The sequence below is a fragment of the Acidimicrobiales bacterium genome, assembly GCA_036378675.1.
Classification (GTDB): Bacteria; Actinomycetota; Acidimicrobiia; order Acidimicrobiales; family Palsa-688; genus DASUWA01.
In genome coordinates this window covers 1-25,425 of record DASUWA010000010.1, presented here as the reverse complement: position 1 = coordinate 25,425, position 25,425 = coordinate 1, and the positions used below count along the sequence as shown (strand labels likewise).

Here is a 25,425-nt window from a genome sequence, read left to right as displayed (position 1 = left end):
GGCTCGCCATCGGAGATGACCAATCCCCCCCGACCGGGCCGGCGGAGCCCGACACCAGCAACGTTTCGCAGGCGACGTTTCACCGTTCTCGGGGCGGCACTCGGCTTCGCGCTGGTCGTTTATCTTCTTGTCTCGCCCGACGGATCCAATCGCCGGGGCACCCCGGCGACCAAGAACGGTGGCTCGGACACGACCGCCGCGCAAACCATCCCCTCCGCCGAAGTCGGACTGCTGCCCTGGAGCCTCGGATCGGCACTTTCGAGAGAGGTTGTTCTTCCTGGCGGAGGAAACACTCTCCTGGTAGCAGGCGGGCTCAACACCGCCCAGTCCTCCACGGCGACGATCTTCTCGATCGACGTCACCACCGGTAACAAAACGGTCGTCGGCCACCTCGCAAGCGGGATCCACGACTCGGCAGGTGCGGTCATTGGGGGAAGCGTCGAGCTGTTCGGCGGAGGATCCCCGACCACAGGCTCGGGAGTTCAGCAGTTCCAAGCCCAACCCGGGGCTGGCAGCCCGACGCCGCCGCCCGCGACCTGGCTCGCTCCTGGAACGGGCAACGGTCCGTCTGTCGGTGCAGCCGTTCCGGGCAACCCACCGGTGGTCATCACCGGCGCGTCCACGACCGCAACCGCTGCATCGCCGATAGGGGCTTCGGCGGTCGCCAACCTCCCCCGGCCCCGGTCCGACCATTCCGCAGTAACGATCGGAAACACCACATACATCGTGGGGGGCTACGACGGTGCCAACCCCGACCCGGATATCTGGAGTACGACGGACGGGAAGCAGTTCTCCGTCGCGGGACGACTGCAGACGCCGGTTCGGTACGCGGCGGTCGCCGTCGCCGGTGGACGCATCTATGTCTTCGGCGGCGAGGCGGTCGGCGGTCCGAGCGACGGTGCAGCCGTCTCACTCGTGCAGGCATTCGATCCGTCCAGCAAAAAGACCACGGTCGTCGGTGCTCTCGCTCAGCCTCTGGCAGGCGCGACAGCTGCAGCGATCGACGGACGTATCTATCTCGCAGGAGGTGTCAGCAATACACCCGGCGCGACGGTGGGAGCGCCGGCGAAGCTCTCATCTAGTGCAACAGACGCGGTCTGGGCGTGGGACACAAAAGCCAACCGTGCGCTGGCTGCAGGCAAGCTGCCGGTGCCTGTCGCATACGCCGGGACTGCCGTCACCTACGGGCGCGCATGGATAGTGGGCGGGGAGAACAATGGGCGTCCAGTCGGCAACGTGGAAATGCTCGTGCCCAATCCGCGTTTCGGTCCCGCCGGCGAACCAGGTGCCGGCTCACCGTACTTCGGCTACAAGCTCCTCATCGCCGACCGTGGCAACGACCGCCTGCTCCTCCTATCCCCGGGTGACCAGGTCGGCTGGACCTACCCGTCTGTGTTCGCCGCGGCACCACCGGGCGGCTTCTACTTCCCCGACGACGCGTTCTTCGCCAAGAACGGAACCGAGATCGTCTCCAATCAGGAACGCAACCACACCCTCGTAATCATCTCGTTCCCGAGCGGTCAGCTGCTGTGGCAGTACGGTCATCCCCTGCAGCCAGGATCAGCGCCCGGCTTTCTCAGCTGGCCCGACGACGCATACGTCCTAAAGGACGGAGAAGTCACCGTCGCCGACGACCGTAACTGCCGCATCTTGTTCATCAGCCCCGACAAGGCAATCTCGAGCCAGATAGGAAAGACCGGCGGATGCACGCACCAGCCCCCCACGGGACTGGCAGAACCCAACGGCGACACGCCGCTCGCCGACGGGAACTACCTGGTATCGGAGATCCAAGGGCAGTGGATCTCCGAGTACACCAAGACCGGCCAGCTGGTGTGGACCACCCACCTCGACCTGCACTATCCCTCGGACCCCCAGCAACTCGGAGCCGATCTTTACCTGGTGTCCGACTACGCCCAGGTCCCAGGCGGCGCCATCGACGAGTTCAACCGCGAAGGCCAGATCCTTTACCGCCTTCAGCCCACGAGCGGGCTCGGCCGAATGAACCAGCCCTCGCTGACCGAGCTGCTACCGAGCGGCGTGTTCATGACCAACGACGACTACCGGGACCGCATGGTTGCCTTCGACCCCCCGACTGGGGCGCTGGTCTGGCAGTACGGATCAACCGACACTCCCGGTACCGGGCCGGGTTACCTCAACACTCCCGACGGATTCGACCTGCTCGCCCCCGACGGGTCGACACCCACCCATCCCGCTACCGGCTGAACAGCGCTCATGACGGGTTGGAACCAACTCCGGGGCTCTGACCCACACGCCCATACCAGGGCTGAATACGGGTTCGACGCCGGCGCTGGGATGCCACAGTGGCCCTGAGTGTGGAACTCGGCCGAATCGTCCAGGTCCTCCAAAGTTGTTCGGGTTCCGCATGTCGACTACCCGATGTAAAGGAGGCACATCACGATGTCACTCACCCCAGAGACCATGGGTCCCGAGGGGACCGCGCTGCGGGAGGGTTTCGCTGACGTCGGCGACGGCGTGAGATTGCATTACGTCGAGGCCGGTGACGGCCCGCTGATCGTTCTGCTCCACGGCTTCCCGGAGTTCTGGTTCGGCTGGCGGCTGCAAATCCCGCAGCTCGCTGCGGCCGGGTTCCGAGTCGTCGCACCGGACATGCGCGGCTACAACCTGTCGTCGCGTCCGAAGAGCGTCAAGGCCTACGACACCCACCAGTTGGCCTCTGACATTCGCGACCTCGTCCACGAACGCGGAGCAGAGTCAGCGCTTCTCGTCGGGCACGACTGGGGCGGGACCGTTGCGTGGGCTACAGCGATGGACCACCCCGAAGTTGTTGATCGGCTTGCCATCCTCAACGCCGCCCACCCGCGAAAGCTCTCGCAAGGACTGCACCACCCGGGCCAGCTCCGCAAGTCCTGGTACTTCTTTTTCTTCGACCTTCCAGGACTGCCCGAAAGCGTCGTCCACGCCAACAACTGGCATTTCTTCCGGCACTTCCTGGACGACGCTCGGCCGGCTTACACGCCGGAGGAGATTGATCGTTACGTCGAAGCTTGGTCGCAACCGGGTGCAGCAACTGGGATGATCAACTACTACCGATCTTCGGTGCGCCAATCCCCCAAGCGCGCCGAAGCGGAGCTTCACCCGATCAAAGCGCCGACGCTCGTCATCTGGGGACAACGAGATCGGTATCTCGGCCAAGACCTAGCCGAGCCCGATCACGACGATGTACCCAACCTGGACCGCGTGGAGCGCCTGCCTGATGCCTCGCACTGGGTGCATCACGACGAGTCTGGACGAGTCAACGAACTGCTCATCGACTTCTTCGGCCCGGCTCGCACAAGCCGGGACGGGTTGACGACGTAGGCAGTTCAGCGCGTTCGAAGGCTTACCGGGCGGCGAAGGCGAGGTGCTCGTGAACGGACCTGACGGCCGCGGAGCCTTCTCCGACAGCGGCGGCCACGCGCTTGGTGGAACCTGACCGCAGGTCTCCGACCGCGAACAGTCCAGGGTGGCTCGTCTCGTAGGGGAGGGGTCGTCGCCCAAGCGTGGTCCACTGTTCGCCCAGCTGATCGTCATTGAGGGCACGGTCGGTAAGCACAAAGCCTCGGTCGTCGAGGGCTGCGCAACCCGAAAGCCAGCCTGCGCTCGGGTCCGCGCCGATGAAGGAGAACAGCGCGGCGCAGGGGAGCGTGGATTCCCCGCCCGGTCCGGAGACCCGGATCGACTGGAGGGAGGCGCCCCCTTGCAAACCGACGACTTGGGTTTGGCCGAGAACACTGATGCCGGGGTGGCTGTCAATGCGATCGACGAGGTAGCGAGACATGCTTGCACCGAGATCCGGCTTGCGGATCACGACGGTCACGGGGCTCCCCTGATCAGCGAGGAACACGGCGGCCTGCCCGGCAGAGTTGCCGCCTCCGACCACTACGACGGGCCCGCCGGCGCACTCGCGCGCTTCGAGGTCGGTGGCGGCGTAATAGATGCTGCTGGCTTCGAAGTCGGTTAGCCGGTCGACTCCGAGGCGACGGTACCGGGCTCCCGAAGCGGCGATCACGGCCCGCGCCGCGACCGTGGAGTCGTCCGAGAGCTCCACGACGAGGTGGCCGGCTTGTTCTCTTAGAGAGACAGCCGCGCAGGGAGCGCTCAGGGAGGCTCCGAATTTCTCAGCCTGGACGAGACCTCGCTGCGTGAGGTCACCGCCAGAGATGCCGGTGGGGAAGCCGAAGTAATTCTCGATTCGAGAGCTGGTTCCCGCCTGCCCGCCTGGAGCGATCATGTCGACTCCAAGGGTGCGGAGTCCCTCCGAGGCGCCGTACACGGCTGCGGCCAGGCCGGCCGGCCCTCCGCCGACGATCACTAGGTCGAAGCAGCGATCGGGCAGACTGCTGACCGTGAGCCCCAGATACTCCGAGAGCGACCCGGGCGTCGGGCGGCGCATCACCGCGCCAGATGAGATGACCACCGGTAGATCGGCGGGTTGGATGTCGAGCTCTCGAAGGATGCCGTCGACCTGGGGGTCCGCGTCGGGGTCGAGCCACTGGTAAGGAAGGCGGGTTCGGGCCAAGAACTCACGGATCTGTGAGGTCTCGAGCGAGAAACGCGAGCCGATGACCCGGATCGCGGACGCCGCATCCGTGAGAAGGTCGGCTCGGCGGGCCATGAACGCAGCAAGGATTTTGTCGCTCAGTTTGGGTTGAGTGGCGATGATGCGCCGCAGCGTCGCGACGGGAATCGCCAGGACTTCGCTCGTGTCGGCAACCCTCGCGTCGACGAAGACCCGCAGACCCGTTAGAAGGTTGAGTTCGCCGAGGAACCGGCCCGGTCCGTGGGTGGTGATCAGCCGTTCCTCGCCGTCGGTGGTTAAGACGATCTCGATCCGTCCGGAAAGAACGACGTAGAAGTCGTAGCCGGTGTCGCCGGTGCGGTACAGGTACTCCCCCGGCTGAACCGTCCGGCGTGTGCCAAGCGGTTCGAGAAACGCGATCTCGGACTCGTCGAAGGTTGGGATGGTGGTATCGACCTGGCTCATCGGAGACGACCCGCGCTTACGCTCAAAGGGAATGGAGTCCCTTCCCTCGCGGAGACGATAAGTGCGGTTGGGAGGGGCCGGTCAGACTAATAGTCGGTCGGCCGCTACCGGTCGCCTAGAAGGCGGGGCTCGGCTCGGGTGAGGCCCAGGTGGTGGTGCCCACAGCCCATCCCGCGACCGCCCAGGCCGCCACGGAGTCGAGGCGGATCCTCATAGGGAGACCCTCGCCGGTCCGCTCGCCTTGGGGATCGACCGTCGACGCGTACAGGAGGTGCAGGAACTGCTGCGGCTGTTCGAGGAACGCGGGGTCGTCGTAGTGCTGGCGCACCTCGTCGAAGCTCTGGGCGAGAACCCGGGCTATGCGGGGGTCCATGCTCTTCGACTGCAGGACCCCTGCCATCTCACTGACCCACTTGCGGCCACTGACCAGGACGCCCGAATACGTGGAGCCGCCGACGTTGAGCGTGACACCCAGACCGAAGTCGGTGTAGTCCAGGCTGAGGATCTCGACGATCCTGGCCCAGGACGCGAGCAGCCAATCTGCCGACCATTCTTCTGAGGACGCCACCCGGATTCCTTTCGCTTTGTTCCGGTTGTATCTCGGTAGCCGAGATGCCGGGATTGAGCGCGGCGGACACGGTGACCCGTTTGGGCGTTTGGAACGGTCTGCCGACGACGCCGCCGGCCACCCCGCTCTCTTCTGGGCGTAACTTTCGCGTTCGGGTGTCAAAACAGGCCGCCCGAAGCTCTTTTTCACGCCCAAACGCCCGGGGCGCCGCCCAGAATGGCGATGCCCCCGTCGGGCCTCGGGCCCACCGACGTCGGCTCGAGCCCTAGTGGTGGCGGAGGCGCTCGGCCATCGCGTGCATCACCTGAAGGGCAAAGGTGGGGGTTTCGTGGATCAGCCAGAGGAACCGCTGGCGGTCTATGACGGCCAGGGTCGTGTCGGTCGTAGCGGTGGCGGTGGCCATCCGGGTGTTGTGGTCGATGATGGCCATCTCGCCGAAGACTTCGTCACGCCCGAGCTTGGCGACGATGCCCTCGGGCGAGGCGAGTTCCACCTCGCCCTCCACGATGCCGTACATCTCGTTGCCGGTTTCGCCTTCCTTGAAGATGACGGTCCCTGCGGGCACCGTCTTCGTCTCCTTAGCGTCGCGGAATACGCCTTCGACCCTCATCCCGCCCCCTCTCTCTCATCCAGCGCACCCTAAGCGCTGCCTAAAGAATGGCTCCTGAAGCGGCTCCATACGGTGAACGGAAGGTAACGCTCAGATGAAATGCAGCCCTCCCTCGAGGCTACCTTGGCCGCTCTCAGTCGCTGAGGGTCCTCGGGAGGCCGAAGCGTGACATGACCGCGTTGTCGAACCGCGTAATGGCGCTGACCCGATCGCCGGCGAGGGTGACGACGAGCAGCCCGAAGGCGTGGCAGAGGTCGGTCACCGGGTCACGCAGATAGACGGCGAATGCCGGCTGCCCGTTGGCGCGGGTTGGGATCATGCGGTAACGGCGGCCATCCCTGAAGGCGACCTTGGCGAAGAACCGGCCGGCGAGTTCCCGCCCCTGGTACTCGAACGGAACCGGCGGCATCCGCACCCAGGCGTCATCGGTGAGCAAGGCCACGATGCCGTCGACGTCGCTGTTCTCGAAGCATCGCACCAACCGTCCGAGCAGTTCCTCTTCCTCCGGTGAGTGTGGCGGAGGAGGACTCTGGGATTCGGGAAGGTCCTTGCCCAAGCTGCTCCTGGCGCGTTTCAGCGCGCTGGTCACCGATTCCTCGGTGGTTTCGAGCATGGTCGCGACTTCCTTCGCGGAGAAGTCCAGAACGTCGCGCAGGATGACGACCGCGCGTTGTCGCGGCGGCAACAGCTGGAGCGCGGTGACGAAGGCGAGCGATATCGCTTCTCTTCTTTCGATTCGGGCTTCGGGACCAGGTCCGCGGTCGGCGACGGCCTCCAGCAGGACATCCGGGAACGGCTCGAGCCACACGACCTCCCCGAGCCGGGTCGGCTCGGGGGGCTCCACGTCAAGCGCCAGGGTCATCGGTGGGCGCCGGCTCGCCGATCGGAGCATGTTCAGCGAGCGCGTCGTAGCTATGCGGTACAGCCAGGTCCGGATCGACGATCGGCCCTCGAACCCGGTCAAGCCGCGCCATGCGGCGAGCATCGTCTCCTGTAGCGCGTCCTCCGCGTCGGCCAGCGACCCGAATATCCGGTAGCAGTGCAGGAGCAGCTCCCTGCGATAGGGGTCGACCAGTTGCTCGAACGCTGTCTGGTCCCCGGTGCGTGCCAGCTCGATCAGCTCTGCTTCCACCTTTCCACCTTCCTATCACCTGAGGGGCGTGGCCGAACATGCGCATTCCTCCGCGCGTACTGACACCACCGCGACCGCGAACTGGGCGGTGTGTCGGCGCCCACTTTCGGAAAATCCGGGTGTCTACCTCGGTGACAACAACGTCGGCGTTCCGAGCCGACACGAAACCGGAGGAAAGAGATGCCGCAGTTTGTTTTCGCGTACCGCAGCCCTAAGGGCTACAAGCCGTCGGAGGAGACGGCCGCCGGCTGGATCAACTGGTTCGACAGCATGGGAGACCACCTGGTCGAGCTTGGCAAGCCAGTCTTCGAGGGACGCTCGGTTGGCGAATGCTCGACCGAGACGACCGAACTCGGCGGCTATTCCATCATCAGCGCCGAGGACATCGAGACCGCCCTGACGATCGCCAAGGGCTGCCCTCAGGTGGGCCGCGGCGGTGGCGTCGAAGTCGGTCTCCTGAGCGAAGTCCCGGCCGCCACCAACCGGCTGGCCGGCTGACCGGCCGAGAGACGAACTGAAGTGACCGGTCACCGACCGGCCGCGACGACTACGTAATGCTCAGTGGCAGTAACCGTACGGGTCGATGCCGCTGGCCTCGCCGAGGACGACCCAGGAGTTGTGGGCTTCGTTCATGTAGGCGGCGGCGCACGGGATGTTGATGGCGATGAGCCCGTAGCCGGGGCACACCCCCGGCTCGTTCAGGCAGGTCATCGCCTGATGTCCCAGTGCGTATCCGGGGCACTCGAACCGGAAGCCCGGGGCGGAGTGAGCAGTCAGGTACGCAAGAGCAGCGGCGCAGCCGTAGCCGGACGGCTGCGCTGGTGCCGGCGGTGCGCTAGCTGCGGGGTGGGTCGTCGCGACGACCTGTGCGGGAGCCGGCGCGGCCGGTGCCGGTGCCGGGGGCGGCGGCGGAGGAGGGGGAGGAGGCGTGAGCTGGGCGACGGTGGGGAGCAGTGACGTTCCCGTCGCGGCGAGCGACGGTGCCTGACCGAGCGTGCCTTCGACCAGTGCCGCGTAGGCCGAGGCGCCCGCGATGGTCGAGTTGCCGGCTGCGGGGCTGCCCAGTGCCGGATTGGACATGCCAACCAGGCCGAAAGCCAACAGTGAAGTTGTGGCCAAGCGGAGAAGTAGACCACGGTTGCGCATGACAACCCATCGGCACGTTCAAGCGCGATCTTCCGGGCGTGCCGCAACCACGGCAAAAGCCGAAGAGAAGTGCGCGAATTCGTGCGCGAATCAGGAAATCCGCGTAGGAGTTCAGGGCTTGTGCTAAAGCCCCACGCGGGCCATGACTATGGCCCGGTCAGGTCAATGCTCTCCGATCAGTCGGGAAGACCGGTCGCCTCCGCCGCCGCGATTGCCGCTTGGAGCTTCTCGACGAGCGCCCTGCCGGAAGCGAGGTCGATCTCCACCGCTACGCGCGCACCCGTCCCGATGTCATAGTTGGTGAAGTCGAGCAGCAGCGCGTGTTCGGCAGGACTGTGGGTGGCGTGATCGAATCCCACCGTCGCCTCGGTCAGCGGGAACCATCCCGATCCACCACGGCCTGAGCCGCGCACCGCAACCGAATGAGAAATCGTGGTGCACACGGTTCAGGCCTTGTTGTCGAGCTCGCGAGCGAAGAACTCGAACACCTTGGACCAGCCGTCCATCGCCTGCTGAGGGCGGTAAGCGGGGGTGTGGTAGTAGAAGAAACCGTGGCCGGCGCCGTCGTAGCGGTGGAACTCGTACTGCTTGCCGTGCTTTTTCAATTCGGCCTCGTGGATGTCGACCTGTTCCGGGGTCGGGAACTGGTCGTCGTTGCCGAACAGGCCGAGCAGCGGGGTTGAAAGCCTCTCGGTGTAATCGATCGGAGCGACCGGTCGGGCTGGTGACAGTTGGTCGGGCGTCATGATGACTTGGCCACCCCAGAGGTCTACGACTGCCGAGAACCCATCGACGAGCGATGCGGCCAGAACGCTGTGGCGCCCGCCGGAGCAGGACCCGATGATTCCGACGCGCCCGGTGCACGCCGGGTCGGCGCGCAGCCATTCGAGTGCCGCGCCGCAATCAGCTACGACGCTCTCGTCGTGCACACCGCCTTCTGCCCGGACCTTCGCCGCCACGTCGTCGGGCAGGCCTTGGCCGGCCCGGTCGTAGAGGTTCGGGCAGATCACCAGGTAACCGTGACGGCCCAGTCGTTCGCTGAACTCCTGGTAGAACTCGTCCCATCCCGGCATGTGATGCACGACGACAACCCCTGGGAACGGGCCCTTGCCCTTCGGCCGGACGACGTAGGCATGGATCTGGTCTCCGCCGCCTCCCTTGTACTTGGTGATCTCGGCGGTGATGCCCAGGTCAGCGTCAGTGTTGAAGGAGTTCCACATCCGAACCTCCCGGTGTCTCAGTAATCGGACCCGATCATTCTGCTCGCGGGGCCCTGGCCGCGCCGTCGGTGTGCGCGGCCAACGCGACCAGGTCGTCGATCTGGTTGCTCGTGCCGATCACGATCAAGACGTCTCCACCGGATACGACGGTCTCGGGACCGGGGTTCGTGGTGAACTGGCCGTCCGCATCTCGTAGCGCCAGCACGAGCGCCCCGGTGCGTTCCCGAAGGCGGGTCTCGCGAAGCGACTGATCAGCGAGTGGGCACATCGCGGGGACCGGAACTTCAGCGAGGCGGAACTCCATCTGGGCCTCGTGGGTGACGACGTCCAGGAACTCGGCGACAACCGGTTGCGTGAGGAGGGCGGCGATCCGTGAACCGCCGATGGCTTGCGGGTTGATCACCCGGTTGGCACCCGCGCGCAGAAGCTTGGACTCCGAGTCGCCTATCCGCGCCCGGCCGACGATGAAAAGGTCCGGCTTCAGAGCTCGGCCGCTGAGAGTCAGGTAGACGTTGGTGGTGTCGGTGCTTGTGGCGGCGACCAAAGCGCGCGCTCTTTCGATGCCGGCGCGGCGAAGAACCTCGTCGTCTGTTGCGTCTCCGACAACGGTGAGGTAATCGACGTCGGCGAAACGCTCTCCGTCCTGGTCGACAATGACGAAGTCCTCGCGCGATGCAGCCAGGTTTGTGGCGACCGCGCGGCCGACCCGCCCGAACCCGCAAACGATGATGTGGTTCTTCAGCTGGTTGATCGTGCGTTCCATCCGACGCTTCCCCCACACATTGAACAGGTCTCCTTCGATGACGGCCTCCAACACGACACCAAACGCGTAAAGCACGGTGCCGACCCCGGTAAGGATCAGCACGATGGTGAACACCTTCGCCGACGCGCTCGTCGGGAACAGCTCCCGGAAGCCAACGGTGCTTACCGTTGTCACGGTCTGGTAGAGCGCGTCGAGTGGGCTCAAGCCGATGACCGTGTATCCGAGGGTTCCTCCGCCGAGAACCAGCACCAGCGCCAGCAGAGCGAAAACTATCCGCCGGCGCAGTATCGGTGTCCTCACGCCCACATGCTGGCATCCGGACCAGTGTCCGGGCTTGAAAAGTATGCTCCGGCGGTGCAACCGCCCGATGCGCCCGCAGGCCCGCTCCAAGGAATCAGAGTCATCGACGCCGGATTACTCGTCCAGGGGCCGCAGGCGGCGGCGACCCTGTACGACTGGGGTGCCGACGTCATCAAAGTGGAGCTTCCCGGCTTCGGCGATCAGGCCCGTTGGCTGCCGGTCGCCCCCGGCGACGGTCGCAGCGCCTATTTCACCGCATGCAACCGGGGAAAACGCAGCGTCACCATCGACATGCGGATCCCGGCGGGGCGCGAGGTCTTCCTGCGGCTGGCCGCCGAAGCTGACGTGGTGATAACCAACTTCAAGTCGGGGACGATGGAGAGCTGGGGCCTTGGCTACGAAGATCTGGCCGAGAGGAATTCGAGGTTGATATTCGCCACTGGCTCGTCGTTCGGGCCGGTCGGGCCGGACGCCAATCGCGAGGGCGCCGACCTGAGTGGGCAGGCGTCGGGGGGTCTGATCAGCACCACCGGATGGCGCGGCGGCCCTCCGACGCCGGTCGGGGCGGCGATCGCCGATCACATCGCCTGCCAGAACATGGTTGCCGGAATCCTCGCCGCCTTGATGGCACGGCATCGGACCGGAGTCGGACAAAGGGTGGATGTTTCGCTGCTCGGGGGGCAGATATGGGCCCAGGCGAGCGAGCTGACCGCTTGCATCCTCACGGGCGCGCCGGCCGGGCCGGCGAACGGTGGGAACCCGTTGATCCCTGGTATCTACGGGATCTTCCGGACCCTTGATGGCTGGCTTGCGGTTGTAGGTGTGGTCGGACCGGCGCGCAACCGTTTCTACGAGGTGATCGGCAAACCGGAGTTGGTCGACCTTTTTCCTCAGCTCCTATACGACGAGGACGTCAAGGCCCGACTTTTCCCCATTCTCGCCGAGGCATTCGCCACCCGCTCGACGCAAGAGTGGTGCAAGGTGCTCGGAGAGGCCGGGCTCCGGTTTGCGCCGGTTCGCGATCACGCCGAGGTGCTCGCCGAACCGGGCGCTTGGGAGAACGGCTACCTACGAAGCGTGGCGTCGTCGAGCGGCGAGGAGATAACCGTCCCCGGCTCGCCGGTGAGGTTCTCCGCAACTCCGGCCAGGGCGTCCGCTACAACGCCAGAGCTGGGCCAGCACACCGAGGAGGTGCTTCTCGAGCTGGGTTACTCCTGGGAGGAGATCGCCCATCTCGCTGAGCAGAACGCCACATAGGCCTGAGTCGGAGACGCGTGGTTACGATTCCATTGCCCCTAGGGTTGGTTGTCCCTCGGGACGAACATCGCGCTGGCAGGGGAGGACCGACAATGACCCAGCCGTTGACCGCACCAGCACCGACGGCGGTACACCTCGGTGAATCCGAGATTCCTTTCGTCGACATGGGCGGCGGAAACATGCTCCGCGTGCTTCAAGTGCACGAAAAGGAGAGCCTCTGGATCGTCGAGAACATCTTTCAAGCCGGGTTCGAGGTGATGACCCACCGGCACACGGGACCGGTGTGGGGGTACACCAAGTCCGGAGCTTGGAAGTACAAGGAGTACGAGTACGTGAACCGAGCGGACTCGTTCCTGTACGAGCCCGCCAACTCGGTTCACACCTTGCAGTGCATCGAGGACGGCACACGCGTGTGGTTCCAAATGTACGGGATGAACCTGAACCTCGACGCCGACGGAAACGTCGAGTCGGTCACCGACGGAGCGGGAACCCTGGCGTTCTATCTGGCGCTCTGCGAGGAGCAGGGCCTCGGGCGTCCCCCGGTGATCGTGGGTTGAAGACCCGTCCCATCTACGGCGGCGACATCTACGACCCCGACCTCTACGTCGACGGTCCCATCCACCAGATCTTCGAGGAGTTGCGCCGGAGCGATCCGGTGCACTGGCAGGACATGCCCGGCGAGCCCGGGTACTGGGCGGTGCTCAAGCATGCGGATGTGGCGCACGTCGCGCGGCATCCCGAGTTGTTTTCGGCCGAGCGCGAGGGGGTCATTCTCGAGAACCCGCCGCCGGCGCAACTCGAACGCAGCCGCAACATGCTCCTGATGATGGACCCTCCGCGCCACACCGCCTACCGCAAGCCTCTCGCCGACAGCTTCAAGGCGAAGGTCATCGCCGGCCTGGAAGACCGGGTGCGCGCGATCTGCAAGGAGGTAATGGCCGAGGCGGCAGACAAGAAGGACGTCGAGTTCTGCCACGAGGTCGCCGGCATGCTCCCGAGCCAGGTCGTCGGAGAGCTGGTAGGCATCCCGAAGGAGGACTGGGCCCAAATACGGACATGGGCCGAGCAGGCCACGAGCAGCCAGGACCCCGATCTGGCGGGTGCGGAGTCCTACACCGAGGAAGGCATGGTCGAAATGGCCATGTACGCGATCGCCTTCGCCCAGAAGCGTCGCAGCGAGCCACCCCGAGAGGACCTTGCCTCGCTGATCCTCGCCGGCAACTTCGGCGATGGCCCGATGTCGGAGATCGAGTTCGGGAGCTTCTTCGTGCAGCTGGTCGTCGCCGGCAACGACACAACCAAGACGATGCTGTCGTCGGGCCTGCTGGCGTTCTTGCAACACCCCGACCAGATGGCGGAATTGCGCGCCGATCGGACGCTGTTGCCGGGGGCGGTCGAGGAGGTGCTTCGCTGGGCGAACCCGCTCCATTACTTCCGGCGGACTGCGACCGCCGATACGCAGATCCGCGGCGTCCCGATTCGCGAGGGTGACAAAGTGGCGATGTGGTACACGTCGGCGAACCGTGACGAGGACGTGTTCGCCGATCCGCACCGGTTCGACATCCGGCGCCGCCCGAACCCTCACCTGTCGTTCGGGATCGCGCAGCACTTCTGCCTGGGGGTGCATCTCGCCCGCCTCGAGGGCAGGATCTTCTTCGAGGAGCTGCTAGAGGCGTTTGCCGTCATCGAACTTGCCGGCGAACCTCGAAGGATCCGCTCGAACCTCAACAATGGACTGAAACGTCTGCCTATTCGTCTCTTTGCATAGCGGCCGCGTACTCGGGGTTCCGGGCCAGCTGAATTACCGCGATACCCAGGAGGACCACCAGGAGGGCCAGCGCGACACCCCCGCCTGCGCCACGCCTGACGTGTTCGTCGTAGACGACCACCCCGACCACGATGCTCAACAGAGGGTCGACGGTCGCGGTGGCCGGCAGGCTGGCGGTCAGCGGGCCAGCCTGGAAAGCCAGCTGGTTGAGCAGCAGGCCTGTAGCGCCTATCACCAGCACGGTGTACAGCTGCCAGCTCGAGAACAGGGCGACCGGACCCTTTAGCGCCACATCGCTGACCCCCTTCAGCAACGCTGCTGTGGCCGCATAGATGATCCCGACAGAGATTCCCAGCAGTGCGGCCGAGCGTCCCTCGTTCTTCTCCCGGCGGCCAAGCTCGACGCACGCGCCGGCGAGAAGCGCGCCGCAGATCCCGACGACCACCGCAGGAAGATGGTCCGCCCTCTCGTGGGGGGCCGCGTTGTGACCGGTCGTCGCCAGGATTACAAAACCTGCGAGAGCGGCGGTCAGAACCAGCGCCCAGCCCACTTCCCGCCGGCCGATGTGGTGACGGTCGTAGAACCTCCTGAGCAGGAGGGCGAACACCAGCCCGCTGACGAGCAGCGGCTGGACCACGACGAGAGCGCCGAGGTGAAGAGCGGTGATCTGAAGGCCGAGCCCGACCACGTCAGCCCCGACTCCCCCGAGCCAGAGTGGATGAGAGAGCATGGCCTGCACGAAGCGGGCGAGCTTGCCCGGGGCCATGCTCTGCGCGTCAGGGTGGTGCCCCGCGCTCACGTGCTTCAAGGAGCTCGACAGCGCGAACGACAGCGCAGCTCCCAACCCGAGCACGACGACCAACCATTGATGCAACACCCACCCCCCATGATTACCGGGTCGCGCGCCCTGAGGCCATCGTCCGAGGTCGCTAAGGTACTTCCTTCGACATGAACGACACCGGCCGGCGTCGGCAATGAGAATCGCCCACGTCAGCGACTGCTACCTCCCCCGGCTCGGAGGGATCGAACGCCAAGTGCACGAACTGGCTGTGCGCCAGCAGCGCGCGGGCCATGACGTGGCGGTGGTCACCTCGGCGGTAGGGGCGGATTGGGCACCGGACGGTGTCCGGGTCATTGCGCCGCGCAAGCTCCCGGGCCTTCGGCCGACCCGCGTCCGCTACGACAAGACCTTCCAAGGCCGGCGGGCCGTCCTTAGAGGTGGGTTCGATCTCGTGCACGTCCACGCGTCGTCGTTGTCGCCGCTCGCGTTCCTGACCGCGGAGGCGTCTTCACGGGCGGGCATCCCGACCGCATTGACCGTTCATTCCCTAATGGCCAGCTACGCACCCCTGTTCCGCTGGGCGAACGTGGTTGCCCGTTGGGGCCGCTGGCCGCTCGCCTGGTCGGCCGTCAGTACAGTGGCGGCCCGCCCGCTGCAGGAGATCCTGGGGCCGTCAATGCCGGTGACGGTGCTCCCTAACGGCGTCGATCCGGAGGCCTGGCGGGTCCCGCGCGCCCGATCGGACGGAAGGAGGGTGCTCGTCGCGACCGTCGGGCGATTGGCCGTCCGAAAGCGGCCGCTCGCGCTGCTGCGGATGCTGCGGGCTGTTCGCTCCCGGCTACCCGAGGACATCCGACTGGATGCGGTCCTCATCGGCGACGGTCCGCTTAGACCGAAGCTGGAGCGGTACGTCGCGCGCCACGCGATGGACGACTGGGTGGCCCTCCCGGGCACTGCCTCGCACACTCAGATCCGCGATATCTACGCCGAGGCCGACATTTACGTGGCGCCCGCAACTCTGGAGTCGTTCGGGATCGCCGCGCTCGAGGCGCGTTGTGCGGGCCTCCCTGTCGTGGCGTACTCGGGTTCTGGGGTGGCCGACTTCATCACCGACGGGGTCGACGGATTCCTGGCCGGCGACGATGCGTCCATGGTGGAGAGCATGACCAACCTGTGCCTGTCCCCCCAGCTTCGCCACCAGATGGCACACAACTCAGGCGCGACCACCCTGTCCATCGACTGGTCCCGGGTTCTCGACGCAACTGAAGGCCTCTACGACCGGGCCAGGGAGTTGGCCTGTTCGGTTGGCCGCCTGGCGACGCCGATCGAGCTGGTGTGAGCTTCACCGTCGTCTTCTTTCACGCCCACCCCGACGACGAAGTGTTCTACACCGGGGGAACGATGGCGCGGCTGGCTGCGGAAGGGAATCGGGTGGTTCTCGTGACCGCGACACCCGGGGAGGCCGGCCTTGCCGGCGTAGAGCTGACCGCAAGCAAGCCGTTGGGCGAGGTCCGTGAGCGCGAGCTGATGAAGGCGGCCTCGGTGTTGGGCTGCAGCCGGCTGGTCCAGCTCGGTTACCAGGACTCCGGCATGGCCGCGAAGTCCCAATCCGCGTTCGCCAACCTGGACCCGGAAGAGCCGGCGTCGCGTCTCGCCGAGGTTCTGCGCGAAGAGCAGGCCGACGCTCTCGTTACCTACGACGAGAACGGAGGCTATGGGCATCCCGATCACGTTCAGGTTCACACGGTCGGGAGGATCGCGGCTCGAGAGGCAGAGATACCGATTGAGCTTCAAGCGACGATCGACCGCGACGCGCTCCGGAAGGCTCTGGCTCTCGCAAGGTTGGCGCGCGTCTCAGCCGAGGGCTTCGGCGCGGACCGGATCGAACATGCCTATGCGCCCCGCGAGCGGATCACGCATCGCGTCGGCGTCGGGAGGTACCTGAGCCAAAAGCGGGCGGCTTTGCAAGCCCACCGCAGCCAGGCGAGTGGCGGCGACGGGAAGCGAACCGCTTCGCTACTTCTGTCCCTGCCGGCGCCTGTGTTCCGTGTGGTGATGGCCAGGGAGTGGTTCGTAGAGGTCGGGCGCCACCGGGGGCGGCGGCCCCTCGACGACGTCCTAGCTTCACTTCGCTCGTAGCCGGTCTCCCGCGTTACGGTTCACTCGGATGCCCCCGGAGAAGAAACAACGGGCAGATGCGACCGAACAGTGGGTCGAGCGCGACGTCAGGCGGGTGTGGCACGGGTTTACCCAGATGGCGTCGTACGCCGACAACCGCCCCGTTATCGCCGAGCGGGGCGAAGGCCGCGAGCTGATAGACGTGGACGGCCGGCGCTACCTCGACGCCATATCGAGCCTGTGGGTGATCACCTTGGGCCACCGCGTGCCGGAGCTCGACGCCGCCGTGCGCGAACAGCTGGACCGGGTTGCGCACTCGACTCTGCTCGGCAACGGCAGCACCGTCGTCATCGAGCTTGCCGAGGCATTGGCGAGCGCCGTTCCCGTCGAAGATCCGAAGTTCCTCTTCGCATCCGACGGTGCAGCATCCGTGGAACAGGCGCTGAAGATCGCTTTTCAGCACTGGTGGAACCGCGGCGACAGCAGTCGCAGCACCTACCTCGCATTGGGAGAGGCCTATCACGGCGACACGGTCGGATCCCTCTCGGTCGGCGACTCCGGGTTCGGGACCGACTTGTTCGACCCTCTGCGATTCGATCGGGTCATCCGAACGCCTGGATACAACCATGCCGGGTGGGTTGACTCGGCCATCGATGCGCTGCACGAGAACGCGGGCAGTTTGGCGGCGGCGATCCTCGAGCCGGTCGTCCAAGGCGCGTCGGGCATGTACATCGCCGAGCCCGACGAGGTAGGCCGCTTCGGCCGGGCGTGCCAGGAAGCCGGGGTGCTGCTCATCTGCGACGAGGTGGCGACCGGATTCGGTCGGACCGGACGCATGTTCGCGTCCGAACTGTGCGGGCTTCGCCCCGACATCCTGTGCTTGGGCAAGGGATTGGCAGCCGGCTACCTCCCGATGAGCGCAACGGTCGCGTCGGCGAACGTCGCAGCCGCATTCCTCGGTGAGGACCTGGGTCCCGCGACCTTCTACCACGGGCACAGCTTCAGCGGGAACGCGCTCGCCGCGGCTGTGGCGCTCCGTCATCTACGTCTCTTCGACGAGATGCATGTTCTCGACAACGTCTCCGCGCGCGCCGAGCAACTCGCCAAGCGTCTCCACCCACTTCGCGATTCGAAGTACGTCGCCGCCGTTCGCATGAGGGGGCTCATGGCAGGAGTCGAGCTGGCACCGCCACAGGAAGGCCTTCGGTGGGGCCGGCGCGTTTGCGCGGCTGCGGTCGAAAGGGGCGTCCTGCTTCGACCTCTTGGAGATGTCGTCGTGCTGATGCCGATACTCACGTCGACTGCAGACGAGATCAACCGCATCGTCGACTCCCTCGAAGCCGCGATCGAAGAAGTCTGTGCCTGACTGGGAAGTCGAGGCCGACGCGGGCTGGGATGATTGGGTGGCATCGCAGACAGAAGCGATCCGGCGAGCGGGCCGGTGGCGCAAGCTGCGGCCTCTCGAGGGCGGAGGGCCACGGTTCGATCTTCAATATGGCTCTGGGTCCGTGGTTTCGTTCGCCTCCAACGACTACCTCGGGCTTTCGCAACACCCCGACGTCAACGCTGCTGCTGCGAGGGCGCTCGAGCGTTACGGAAGCGGGAGCGGATCGTCGCGCCTAATCGTCGGGGACAGGCCGCTTCACCACGAGCTCGAGCGGGCGCTGGCGGAATGGAGAGGGGCGGAAGCGGCATTGGTCTTCCCGACCGGTTACCAAGCCAACCTCGCTGCGATGACAACCTTTGGCGCGGGCGCGCGGATCGTGTCGGACGAGCTGAATCATGCTTCTCTCATCGACGGGGCTCGGCTCGCCAAAGCGGACGTCGCGGTCTACCGGCACGGCGACGTCGAGCAAGCCGGCTGGCTGGTCTCCTCTGCAGAGGGCAGGGCCTTGGTTGTGAGCGACACGGTCTTCTCGATGGATGGCGACGCCGCGCCGGTCGGCCCTCTGTCGGAGATGTGTGCGCGGCACGGCGCGCTCCTTGTGCTCGACGACGCTCACCTGGTGTTCCCGACCGAGGAGCCCGACCCGGACGCGGAGGTCGTGCGAATCGGGACACTTTCCAAGGCGCTCGGTTCGATGGGTGGCTACATCGCGGCGCGGGGTGAGTGGATCGAGCTGCTGATCAACCGGGCGAGGTCGTTCATCTTCACCACCGGCCTTGCGCCGTCGTGCGCGGCGGCGGCCTCGGAAGCGCTGAGGATCTGTCGCTCCGACGAAGGGTCGCTGTTGCGAAAGCGGTTGCGGGAGCACGTCGACACAATGCGCCCTGACAACCCGTCGCCGATCGTTCCGTTGGTGGTCGGATCGGAGGAGGCCGCCCTGGAAGCGTCGGAGCGGTTGCTCTCGCAGGGTTTGCTCGTGCCGGCGATCCGTCCTCCGACGGTGCCGGTGGGAACTTCGCGCCTCCGGGTGTCGCTCAGCGCGGCGCACGATCCCGCCGACGTTGCCCGCCTTTGCCACGCGCTCACCGAGTTCCGATGAGGCCGCACGCCGTCGTCGTAGTCACAGGGACCGGCACCGAGGTCGGCAAGACCTGGCTGACTGCAGAGCTGATCAAAATGCTTCGCGAACGAAACGTCACCGTCGCAGCACGCAAACCAGCGCAGTCATTCGATCCATCCGAAGGCGGGACCGACGCCGAGCTCCTGGGCGCAGCTTCCGGAGAGCCGCCGACGCGAGTGTGTCCCGAGCACCGCTGGTATCCGGCTCCGATGGCGCCGCCGATGGCGGCGGCAAGCCTTGGAATGAGGCCACCAGCCCTGAGCGAGCTGCTCGACGAGGTCTCGGCCAGCTGGCCCGAGACATCTGCCGACGTCGGTCTCGTCGAGGGCGCCGGCGGCGTGGGCTCGCCCATCGCGATCGACGGTGACACCGCGGACTTGGCGAAAGGGATCGGTGCCGATCTGGTCGTGCTGGTGAGCGACGCCGGCCTGGGCACTATCAACCTTGTCCGGATGAGCTCGCTCTCGCTGGAACCCCTGCCCCTGGTCGTGTACCTGAACAGGTTCGACGCGGGGCACGAGTTGCACGCGAGAAATCGCGATTGGCTTTCCGAGGTCGACGGCCTACGAGTGTGCTGCGACCGGGACGATCTCGTCGCCCGGATCTGCGCCCACCTCGGCGAATAGTTCGTCTGCATCATTCGCAGCGACCGAGCGGGTTTCGCCGGAAGCGCCTCCGAATCGGATCAGCGCGACCAAAAGGGCGCCTCCTAGCGCGACCGCAGCGCCGACCTTGAAGGCCAGAACGGCTCCGTTGGTCGCTGCGACCATGAACGGCACCCCGCGCGCCGCGGCGTGGTTGGCGTGTCGCAGCGCCAGCGTCGCCAGAAGGGCGAGCCCGATCGACCCTCCGATCGACTGAGCGGTCGAGTTCACCCCAGCAGCGAGGCTGGCGTCCTGGCCCGACACCTCGTGCATCGACGCGTTGCCGAAGGCCGCGAAGCTGAGGCCCGCTCCGAGCGCCATCACCGCGAGACCGGGCAGCGCGTCGCTCCAGTAAGAGCCGTGCACGGTGATCCTGGACAGGAGCAATGTGCCGGTGGCGAAGAACCCGGCTCCCGAAACCAACAGCGCCTTGACTCCTACCTTCGGGACCAGCGAACTCGAGATGGCTATCCCGAGTCCTATGAACAGACCGACAGGTAGGTACGCGATCCCGGTGCGAAGCGCCGAGTAGTGCAGCGTCTCCTCGAAGTAGAGCGTCATCAGAAAGAAGATGGTGAAGAACACGCTTGCAAAGATCAGGTTGGCGATGTTCGCGGTGACCCTGGTCGTGTTGCGGAGGAATCGAGCGGGGATAAGCGGATCCGCAGCCAACCGCTCGAGGCCCACGAAAAGCGCGAGCGCTGCAGCGCCGGCGATCAGCGGAACCACTACTTGGGCGGAACCCCACGGATGGTTGCCTGCGGCGATGAAGCCGTAAACGATCCCGCACAATCCCGCAGTTCCCACCACCGCGCCGGCGATGTCGGGCCTCGAACGATTTCCTTCGAACTGTGCGCGAACCGCACGGCTCTCGTCCACCATGCGCGCCACTGCGAGGACGGCGAAGAGAGCCACCGGCACGTTCACGAAGAAGATCCACCTCCAGGAACTCGCTGCAATAAGAAGTCCCGAGATCACCGGCCCGAGCGTGCCGCCGAGACCCGCCACGCCGCCGAATATGCCGATCGCCTGTGCCCGCTCCTTCGGCTGAGTGAACAACAGCGCTACCAATCCGAACGCCGCCGGGGATGCGATCGCCTCGCCGACGCCCTGAAGGAAGCGGCTGGCCACGAGCATGCCGGGGTCCGTCGACGAGCCACTCAGTGCCGACGCGGCGGCGAACACGATCACGCCGACCATGAACATGCGTCGCCGCCCGAGAAGATCGGCCAAGCGGCCGCCCAGCAACAACAGACCGCCCGCAGTCAAAACGTACCCGTCGACCACCCAGGCGAGTCCCGCCCGGGTGAATCCGAGGTCACTCTGTATATGAGGTAGTGCGACGTTCACGACCGTCACATCCAGGACGAGCATGAACTGAACGAGGGCTATGACTCCGAGCGCCTTCCAGCGCCTCGGGTCGGTGGGGGGAGCCGGCGGCTCGCTGGTCCGGATGTCTGTCATGCTGGCGACCGTAAGAGTGATTGAGGACAATAACCGTCCTCATTGTGGGAAATCATTAGATCAATGGGTGACACCCCAGGACGAATGCTCGAGCTCCTGTCGCTGCTGCAGTCGCGCCCGTCCTGGAGCGGCACCGAGCTGGCCGAGCGCCTCGAAGTTACCGAGCGCACTGTGCGCCGGGACGTCGACAGGTTGAGGGTGCTCGGATACCCGGTCGAAGCGGTGCCCGGCCGGTACGGCGGGTATCAGCTCGGGCGCGGGGGTCGCCTACCCCCGCTGCTGCTGAACGACGACGAGGCTGTCGCGGTCGCGATCGGGCTGCGGAGCGCGGTCGACGGCAGCGTGACCGGAATGGAGGACTCGGCGGTATCCACGCTGGCGAAACTCGACCAGATACTCCCTGCCCACCTGGCACGCCGGGTGCGGGCGATCCACGAAAGCACTACTTCGATGCTGTGGACGGGACAAAGACCCACGGTCGACGCTGCTCACCTCGTGATCCTGGCCAACGCGTGCAGCGCGCAGGAGAGGGTCAGGTTCTCTTACACCGACAAGAAGGGAAGCCCGTCCGACCGGCTGGTCGAGCCGCTCCGGTTGGTGCGCAGCGGCTGGCGCTGGTACCTCGTTGCGAGGGACATCGACCGGCGGGACTGGCGGACCTTCAGGCTCGACCGCTTGCGGGAGCCGGAATGTGTCGGCACTCGATTCGAAGTTGTCGACCCGCCGGACCCGGTCGCGATGGTGACCGAGGGGATCAGCATGGCGAGTTACCCCTTCCAGGCGAGGATCCGGATCCCGTTGCCGGTCGAGGAAGCGACCCGGATGGTGCCCCGGACGTTCGCGGTGCTCGAGGGCGATGAGGGCGGGACGCTCGTCGAGCTGGGCGCCGCAAGCTTGGAACGGATGGTTGCGTATCTTGCCGGGCTCAGCCCGGCGTGCGCGGTTCTGGACCCCCCGGAGCTTCGGGACGCACTGCTCAGCCACGCAAAATCGGTCATGCACGCCAACCAGGGCCCCCGCTAACCTGACCGGGAGGTGAACCTGTCGGCAGCGGCGAACTAGTCGCCGGCAGCGAAGTTGAAGGGGTCGGTCCCGGGAGGCAGGACAGATGAACAGCTGGCTCGGAGTGCGGGCCGAGCGCGCACGTACGCGGTGGGTGCCGGCCCTGATAGCTGCGACGACGGTCGCGGCATCTGTCTCGCTCGTTGGAGCGGGCAGGGCGGAGGCCGCCGGCACGTCGGTAGCCCCGGGGTCTGTAGTCATCAACGGAAGCAACGCCGCGGGAGCGACATCCGGGTCTTACGCCGTGTCGTTCGGGATCGGCTCAAGCGACGCGCTTGGGAGCTCCAGCATCACCTTTGTAGCGCCAGCGGGAACGACGTTCCCGACGCCCGCCTCTTGCTCGGGTAGCTGTTCCGGCTACTCGGTCAAGGCGACGAGCGGTAACGGTACCGAGAATGTCACGTCTGTTTCGACAAGCTCGGTCAACGGAAGCGCCACGCCAAACCAGGTAACGCTCCAGTTGAACAACAGTCTGGTGGTATTCACGGTCAGCGGCACCATCACCGTGACGATCAACTCGGTGGGGAACCCGACTCACGCTTCGGATGCCTACACGATCCAAGAGTCCACGTCGGCCGACACGACCCCGGTTTCTACGGGTCAGTACTCGATCGTGCCGGCGGCGCCATCGGTGATGACGATCGCACAGGGCTCCGGCCAGAGCCAGCAGGTGGCCCAGCAGTACAGGACGCCCCTGGAAGTCCACCTAGCCGACGCGTTCGGTAACTCGACCCCGGCCAAGTCGGTCACCTTCACGGCACCGACATCCGGTGCGACAGTCTCCTTGGGGGCTTGCAACGCGAACCCGTGCGCGGTTCCCACCGATTCGACCGGCGATGCCGCTACGACTGCCATAGCGAGTCAGAAGGCAGGAACCTTCTTTGTTACCGCTTCGTTTGGAAATAGCGGAAACATCCGTGTGCAATTCAGCCTGGACAACATTCACGGGCCGACATACAACCTCAGCATCGTGTCCGGCAACAACCAGAGCGCGCTCGCCGGCTCGAAGTTCGCTCAGCCCCTGAAGGTTCAAGCCCTCGATGTCTACTTGAACCCCGTCGTGGGTAGCCCGATCACCTTCCTGGCGCCCTCCTCCGGTCCCGGCGCGACATTCGGTCCGTGCGGGGATCCGAATTCGCCGCCGAACGCATGCGTGGTCGACACCGATGCTTCGGGCAACGCGGTCAGCTCCGACGTCACCGCCAACTCGACTTCCGGTAGGCCGTACACGGTTATCGCATCGGACCCGAACGCTTCGACCGACTTCCAACTGACCAACCTCACTGGTCCGCCGGGAAGGATCGTGCCGGTCAACGGCGCCAACCAGGAAGCCCCCCTTTCGGTCCCGTTCAACTCGCCGCTCCAGGTCCAGGTGACCGACAGTGTCGGCAATCCGGTTCCGGGCGTGACGGTTACGTTCAGCGCACCCTCCTCGGGCGCCACCGCGACCTTCGCGCCGTGCGGCTCGGGGAATCCATCGGCATACGGGTGCGTCGCCACGACCGACTCCAACGGGATCGCGACTTCGTCGACCTTGACGGCGAGCGGATCGCTCGGGGTCTTCAACGTTGCCGTCCTGGTTCCAGGAGTCAGCAGCGGGACAATCACCCTCAGCAACGTTCAGAGCGGCTACCGGACCGTCGCGTCTGACGGAGGCATCTTCACGTTCGGCGGCGCGCCTTTCTACGGCTCGACGGGCGCCATCCACCTGAACCGTCCGATCGTCGGCATGGCAGACGCAAACGGCGGTGGTTACTACCTTGTCGCGTCTGACGGAGGCATCTTCAACTTCGGTCCCGGCGCCGCGTTCTACGGGTCGACGGGCGCGCAGGCTCTCAACGCCCCCATCGTCGGAATGGCCGTCGATCCCCAAACCGGCGGCTACTGGCTGGTTGCGTCTGACGGCGGTGTGTTCGCCTTCAACGCTCCGTTCTGGGGCTCGATGGGGGCCGTCCGCCTGAACGCTCCTATAGTCGGCATGGCTGCGACCCCGCAGGGGGGCTATTACCTGGTGGCGTCGGACGGCGGCATATTCACGTTCGGTCCCGGTACGACGTTCTACGGCTCGACGGGCGGGTTGCCGCTGAATGCTCCTATCGTCGCGATGGCGACCGCCCCCGACGGCGGCTACTACCTGGTGGCTTCGGATGGTGGAATATTCACCTTTGGCCCGGGGGCGGTGTTCTTCGGGTCCACCGGGGGGCAGCCGCTCAACAAGCCGATCGTCGGCATGTCAGTCGACCCATCGTCGGGCGGCTACTGGCTGGTGGCCTCGGACGGCGGGATATTCAGCTTCGGCGCACCCTTCTTCGGGTCCATGGGAGGCACGCCTCTGAACGCCCCGATGGTCGGGATGGCCCCGTCGATTTGAGGTCGTAAGCGCCGGCCTACTGCGTGGGATCCCCTCATGGTGGGCGTGGTGCTGGGCGTCCTCCTCGGCCGTTCAATCGATTTGCGCCGTACCGAGCTGAACCCTCGTTTCTGCGGTACAACTCGCATCTGCGGTACAAGCCCTGCTGGGTTCATGTCGCGCCTGTCCCGCAGAAGCGAGATGTACCACGAAAGCGATCGGAAACGGGTCGGGATCACTCCGTCGACCCGACGCCTGGGCTGGCTTGATTTTTCCGGAAGTTCCGAGACAGCCGATTCATCCGGTAACTCGGTTGTGGACACCATCGGCTTAGGCCACTAACTTTTCCGAAGGAATATGCGCCAGTAAACCGAACTTACCTGGCAGCAATCGCAGGGGCAGTCCCGGGAGGCAGGATCTTAAATGAATATGTGGCTCGGTCGGCGGCGAGCAGCGCACGCCCGTATGCGGTGGGCCGCGGCGGCGTTTGCCGCTACAAGTCTCGTCGCGCCAGCTCTGATATCGATCATCGCGGCTAGCCCAGCAGAGGCCGCGGGCGGCGGAAGTGTCTCCCCAGTGCAACCGACGCTCAGTAATCCGGTCGCGGGAGGGGCGTCCAACTACACGATCCCCTTCACGACGAGCGCTTCTGGAGCGCTCCCGATTGGCGGCACTATCACAATCGTCGCCCCCGCCGGGACCGTCTTCCCCGCGTGTTCGGTGCCATGCG

At 65.7% G+C, this 25,425-nt stretch carries 24 protein-coding genes; 14 read left to right on the top strand and 10 right to left on the bottom strand.

Annotated elements, in window-relative coordinates; genetic code table 11:
* Positions 1-15 precede the first annotated feature (15 nt).
* On the top strand, positions 16-2,223 hold the full coding sequence (locus tag VFZ97_03615) for a PQQ-binding-like beta-propeller repeat protein (GenBank protein ID HEX6392503.1): 2,208 nt from the start codon (positions 16-18) through the stop codon (positions 2,221-2,223).
* A gap of 195 nt (positions 2,224-2,418) precedes the next feature.
* On the top strand, positions 2,419-3,339 hold the full coding sequence (locus VFZ97_03610) for an alpha/beta hydrolase (GenBank protein HEX6392502.1): 921 nt from the start codon (positions 2,419-2,421) through the stop codon (positions 3,337-3,339).
* Positions 3,340-3,361: 22 nt separating this feature from the next.
* Here VFZ97_03610 and VFZ97_03605 read toward each other — a convergent pair whose 3' ends face one another.
* From VFZ97_03605 to VFZ97_03590, 4 genes are all read right to left on the bottom strand, one after another.
* Positions 3,362-5,005 (bottom strand): FAD-dependent oxidoreductase, encoded by a 1,644-nt coding sequence (locus VFZ97_03605; GenBank protein ID HEX6392501.1) that lies wholly within the window; start codon positions 5,003-5,005, stop codon positions 3,362-3,364.
* A 115-nt stretch (positions 5,006-5,120) separates the two neighbouring features.
* Positions 5,121-5,573, bottom strand: a complete 453-nt coding sequence (locus VFZ97_03600; GenBank protein ID HEX6392500.1) for a hypothetical protein — start codon at positions 5,571-5,573, stop codon at positions 5,121-5,123.
* 265 nt (positions 5,574-5,838) lie between these two features.
* Positions 5,839-6,138: a cyclic nucleotide-binding domain-containing protein gene (locus tag VFZ97_03595; protein ID HEX6392499.1), complete on the bottom strand. Its 300-nt coding sequence runs from the start codon at positions 6,136-6,138 to the stop codon at positions 5,839-5,841.
* A gap of 178 nt (positions 6,139-6,316) precedes the next feature.
* Positions 6,317-7,315 (bottom strand): RNA polymerase subunit sigma-70, encoded by a 999-nt coding sequence (locus VFZ97_03590; protein ID HEX6392498.1) that lies wholly within the window; start codon positions 7,313-7,315, stop codon positions 6,317-6,319.
* 180 nt (positions 7,316-7,495) lie between these two features.
* Here VFZ97_03590 and VFZ97_03585 point away from each other — a divergent pair, with 180 nt between their 5' ends.
* Entirely contained in the window at positions 7,496-7,813 is a 318-nt protein-coding gene (locus tag VFZ97_03585) for a hypothetical protein (protein ID HEX6392497.1), read from the top strand.
* Between the two features lie 60 nt (positions 7,814-7,873).
* Here the strand turns inward: VFZ97_03585 and VFZ97_03580 are convergent, their stop codons facing one another.
* The 4 genes from VFZ97_03580 to VFZ97_03565 all read right to left on the bottom strand — a co-directional run bounded on the left by VFZ97_03580 (position 7,874) and on the right by VFZ97_03565 (position 10,744).
* On the bottom strand, positions 7,874-8,434 hold the full coding sequence (locus VFZ97_03580; GenBank protein ID HEX6392496.1) for a hypothetical protein: 561 nt from the start codon (positions 8,432-8,434) through the stop codon (positions 7,874-7,876).
* A gap of 203 nt (positions 8,435-8,637) precedes the next feature.
* Positions 8,638-8,904: a DUF6295 family protein gene (locus tag VFZ97_03575; GenBank protein HEX6392495.1), complete on the bottom strand. Its 267-nt coding sequence runs from the start codon at positions 8,902-8,904 to the stop codon at positions 8,638-8,640.
* A gap of 3 nt (positions 8,905-8,907) precedes the next feature.
* Entirely contained in the window at positions 8,908-9,681 is a 774-nt protein-coding gene (locus tag VFZ97_03570) for a dienelactone hydrolase family protein (GenBank protein ID HEX6392494.1), read from the bottom strand.
* 34 nt (positions 9,682-9,715) lie between these two features.
* Positions 9,716-10,744: a potassium channel protein gene (locus VFZ97_03565; protein HEX6392493.1), complete on the bottom strand. Its 1,029-nt coding sequence runs from the start codon at positions 10,742-10,744 to the stop codon at positions 9,716-9,718.
* A gap of 54 nt (positions 10,745-10,798) precedes the next feature.
* Here VFZ97_03565 and VFZ97_03560 point away from each other — a divergent pair, with 54 nt between their 5' ends.
* From VFZ97_03560 to VFZ97_03550, 3 genes are all read left to right on the top strand, one after another.
* On the top strand, positions 10,799-12,001 hold the full coding sequence (locus VFZ97_03560; protein HEX6392492.1) for a CoA transferase: 1,203 nt from the start codon (positions 10,799-10,801) through the stop codon (positions 11,999-12,001).
* A 92-nt stretch (positions 12,002-12,093) separates the two neighbouring features.
* Entirely contained in the window at positions 12,094-12,558 is a 465-nt protein-coding gene (locus tag VFZ97_03555; GenBank protein HEX6392491.1) for a 2,4'-dihydroxyacetophenone dioxygenase family protein, read from the top strand.
* Entirely contained in the window at positions 12,555-13,769 is a 1,215-nt protein-coding gene (locus VFZ97_03550; protein ID HEX6392490.1) for a cytochrome P450, read from the top strand. The genes VFZ97_03555 and VFZ97_03550 overlap by 4 nt, the downstream gene beginning before the upstream one ends.
* On the opposite strand, the gene VFZ97_03545 is transcribed toward VFZ97_03550, so the two are convergent.
* Positions 13,750-14,646, bottom strand: coding sequence for a DMT family transporter (locus VFZ97_03545; GenBank protein HEX6392489.1), 897 nt, complete (start codon positions 14,644-14,646; stop codon positions 13,750-13,752). The two genes, VFZ97_03550 and VFZ97_03545, sit on opposite strands and share 20 nt — an antisense overlap.
* Before the next feature lie 97 nt (positions 14,647-14,743).
* Between VFZ97_03545 and VFZ97_03540 the strand changes: the two genes are divergently transcribed.
* Genes VFZ97_03540 through VFZ97_03520 form a run of 5 tightly spaced genes read left to right on the top strand, consistent with a single transcriptional unit; the run spans position 14,744 to position 19,801 of the window.
* A complete protein-coding gene (locus VFZ97_03540; protein HEX6392488.1) occupies positions 14,744-15,889 on the top strand; it encodes a glycosyltransferase family 4 protein in 1,146 nt (381 codons plus the stop codon).
* Positions 15,886-16,689 (top strand): PIG-L family deacetylase, encoded by an 804-nt coding sequence (locus VFZ97_03535; protein HEX6392487.1) that lies wholly within the window; start codon positions 15,886-15,888, stop codon positions 16,687-16,689. The genes VFZ97_03540 and VFZ97_03535 overlap by 4 nt, the downstream gene beginning before the upstream one ends.
* 28 nt (positions 16,690-16,717) lie before the next feature.
* Positions 16,718-18,034: an adenosylmethionine--8-amino-7-oxononanoate transaminase gene (gene bioA, locus VFZ97_03530; GenBank protein HEX6392486.1), complete on the top strand. Its 1,317-nt coding sequence runs from the start codon at positions 16,718-16,720 to the stop codon at positions 18,032-18,034.
* Positions 18,027-19,154 carry an 8-amino-7-oxononanoate synthase gene (locus tag VFZ97_03525; GenBank protein HEX6392485.1) on the top strand — a complete coding sequence of 376 codons (1,128 nt, stop codon included), beginning with the start codon at positions 18,027-18,029 and terminating at the stop codon, positions 19,152-19,154. The genes bioA and VFZ97_03525 overlap by 8 nt, the downstream gene beginning before the upstream one ends.
* On the top strand, positions 19,151-19,801 hold the full coding sequence (locus VFZ97_03520) for a dethiobiotin synthase (protein HEX6392484.1): 651 nt from the start codon (positions 19,151-19,153) through the stop codon (positions 19,799-19,801). The genes VFZ97_03525 and VFZ97_03520 overlap by 4 nt, the downstream gene beginning before the upstream one ends.
* Here the strand turns inward: VFZ97_03520 and VFZ97_03515 are convergent.
* Positions 19,739-21,283 (bottom strand): MFS transporter, encoded by a 1,545-nt coding sequence (locus VFZ97_03515; GenBank protein HEX6392483.1) that lies wholly within the window; start codon positions 21,281-21,283, stop codon positions 19,739-19,741. The two genes, VFZ97_03520 and VFZ97_03515, sit on opposite strands and share 63 nt — an antisense overlap.
* 63 nt (positions 21,284-21,346) lie before the next feature.
* Between VFZ97_03515 and VFZ97_03510 the strand changes: the two genes are divergently transcribed.
* The 3 genes from VFZ97_03510 to VFZ97_03500 form a co-directional block, all read left to right on the top strand.
* Positions 21,347-22,306, top strand: a complete 960-nt coding sequence (locus VFZ97_03510; GenBank protein ID HEX6392482.1) for a YafY family protein — start codon at positions 21,347-21,349, stop codon at positions 22,304-22,306.
* 85 nt (positions 22,307-22,391) lie between these two features.
* Entirely contained in the window at positions 22,392-24,716 is a 2,325-nt protein-coding gene (locus tag VFZ97_03505; protein ID HEX6392481.1) for a hypothetical protein, read from the top strand.
* Positions 24,717-25,118: 402 nt separating this feature from the next.
* Positions 25,119-25,425: hypothetical protein (locus VFZ97_03500; GenBank protein HEX6392480.1), on the top strand; the 307-nt coding region annotated here is incomplete at its 3' end.

Excerpts from the sequence above, each read along its gene's own strand:
- VFZ97_03615 (HEX6392503.1), top strand. The coding sequence starts at position 16 with ATGACCAATCCCCCCCGACCGGGCCGGCGGAGCCCGACACCAGCAACG.
- VFZ97_03610 (HEX6392502.1), top strand. The coding sequence starts at position 2,419 with ATGTCACTCACCCCAGAGACCATGGGTCCCGAGGGGACCGCGCTGCGG.
- VFZ97_03605 (HEX6392501.1), bottom strand. The coding sequence starts at position 5,005 with ATGAGCCAGGTCGATACCACCATCCCAACCTTCGACGAGTCCGAGATC.
- VFZ97_03585 (HEX6392497.1), top strand. The coding sequence starts at position 7,496 with ATGCCGCAGTTTGTTTTCGCGTACCGCAGCCCTAAGGGCTACAAGCCG.
- VFZ97_03570 (HEX6392494.1), bottom strand. The coding sequence starts at position 9,681 with ATGTGGAACTCCTTCAACACTGACGCTGACCTGGGCATCACCGCCGAG.
- VFZ97_03555 (HEX6392491.1), top strand. The coding sequence starts at position 12,094 with ATGACCCAGCCGTTGACCGCACCAGCACCGACGGCGGTACACCTCGGT.
- VFZ97_03540 (HEX6392488.1), top strand. The coding sequence starts at position 14,744 with ATGAGAATCGCCCACGTCAGCGACTGCTACCTCCCCCGGCTCGGAGGG.
- bioA (HEX6392486.1), top strand. The coding sequence starts at position 16,718 with ATGCCCCCGGAGAAGAAACAACGGGCAGATGCGACCGAACAGTGGGTC.
- VFZ97_03520 (HEX6392484.1), top strand. The coding sequence starts at position 19,151 with ATGAGGCCGCACGCCGTCGTCGTAGTCACAGGGACCGGCACCGAGGTC.
- VFZ97_03515 (HEX6392483.1), bottom strand. The coding sequence starts at position 21,283 with ATGACAGACATCCGGACCAGCGAGCCGCCGGCTCCCCCCACCGACCCG.
- VFZ97_03510 (HEX6392482.1), top strand. The coding sequence starts at position 21,347 with ATGGGTGACACCCCAGGACGAATGCTCGAGCTCCTGTCGCTGCTGCAG.
- VFZ97_03505 (HEX6392481.1), top strand. The coding sequence starts at position 22,392 with ATGAACAGCTGGCTCGGAGTGCGGGCCGAGCGCGCACGTACGCGGTGG.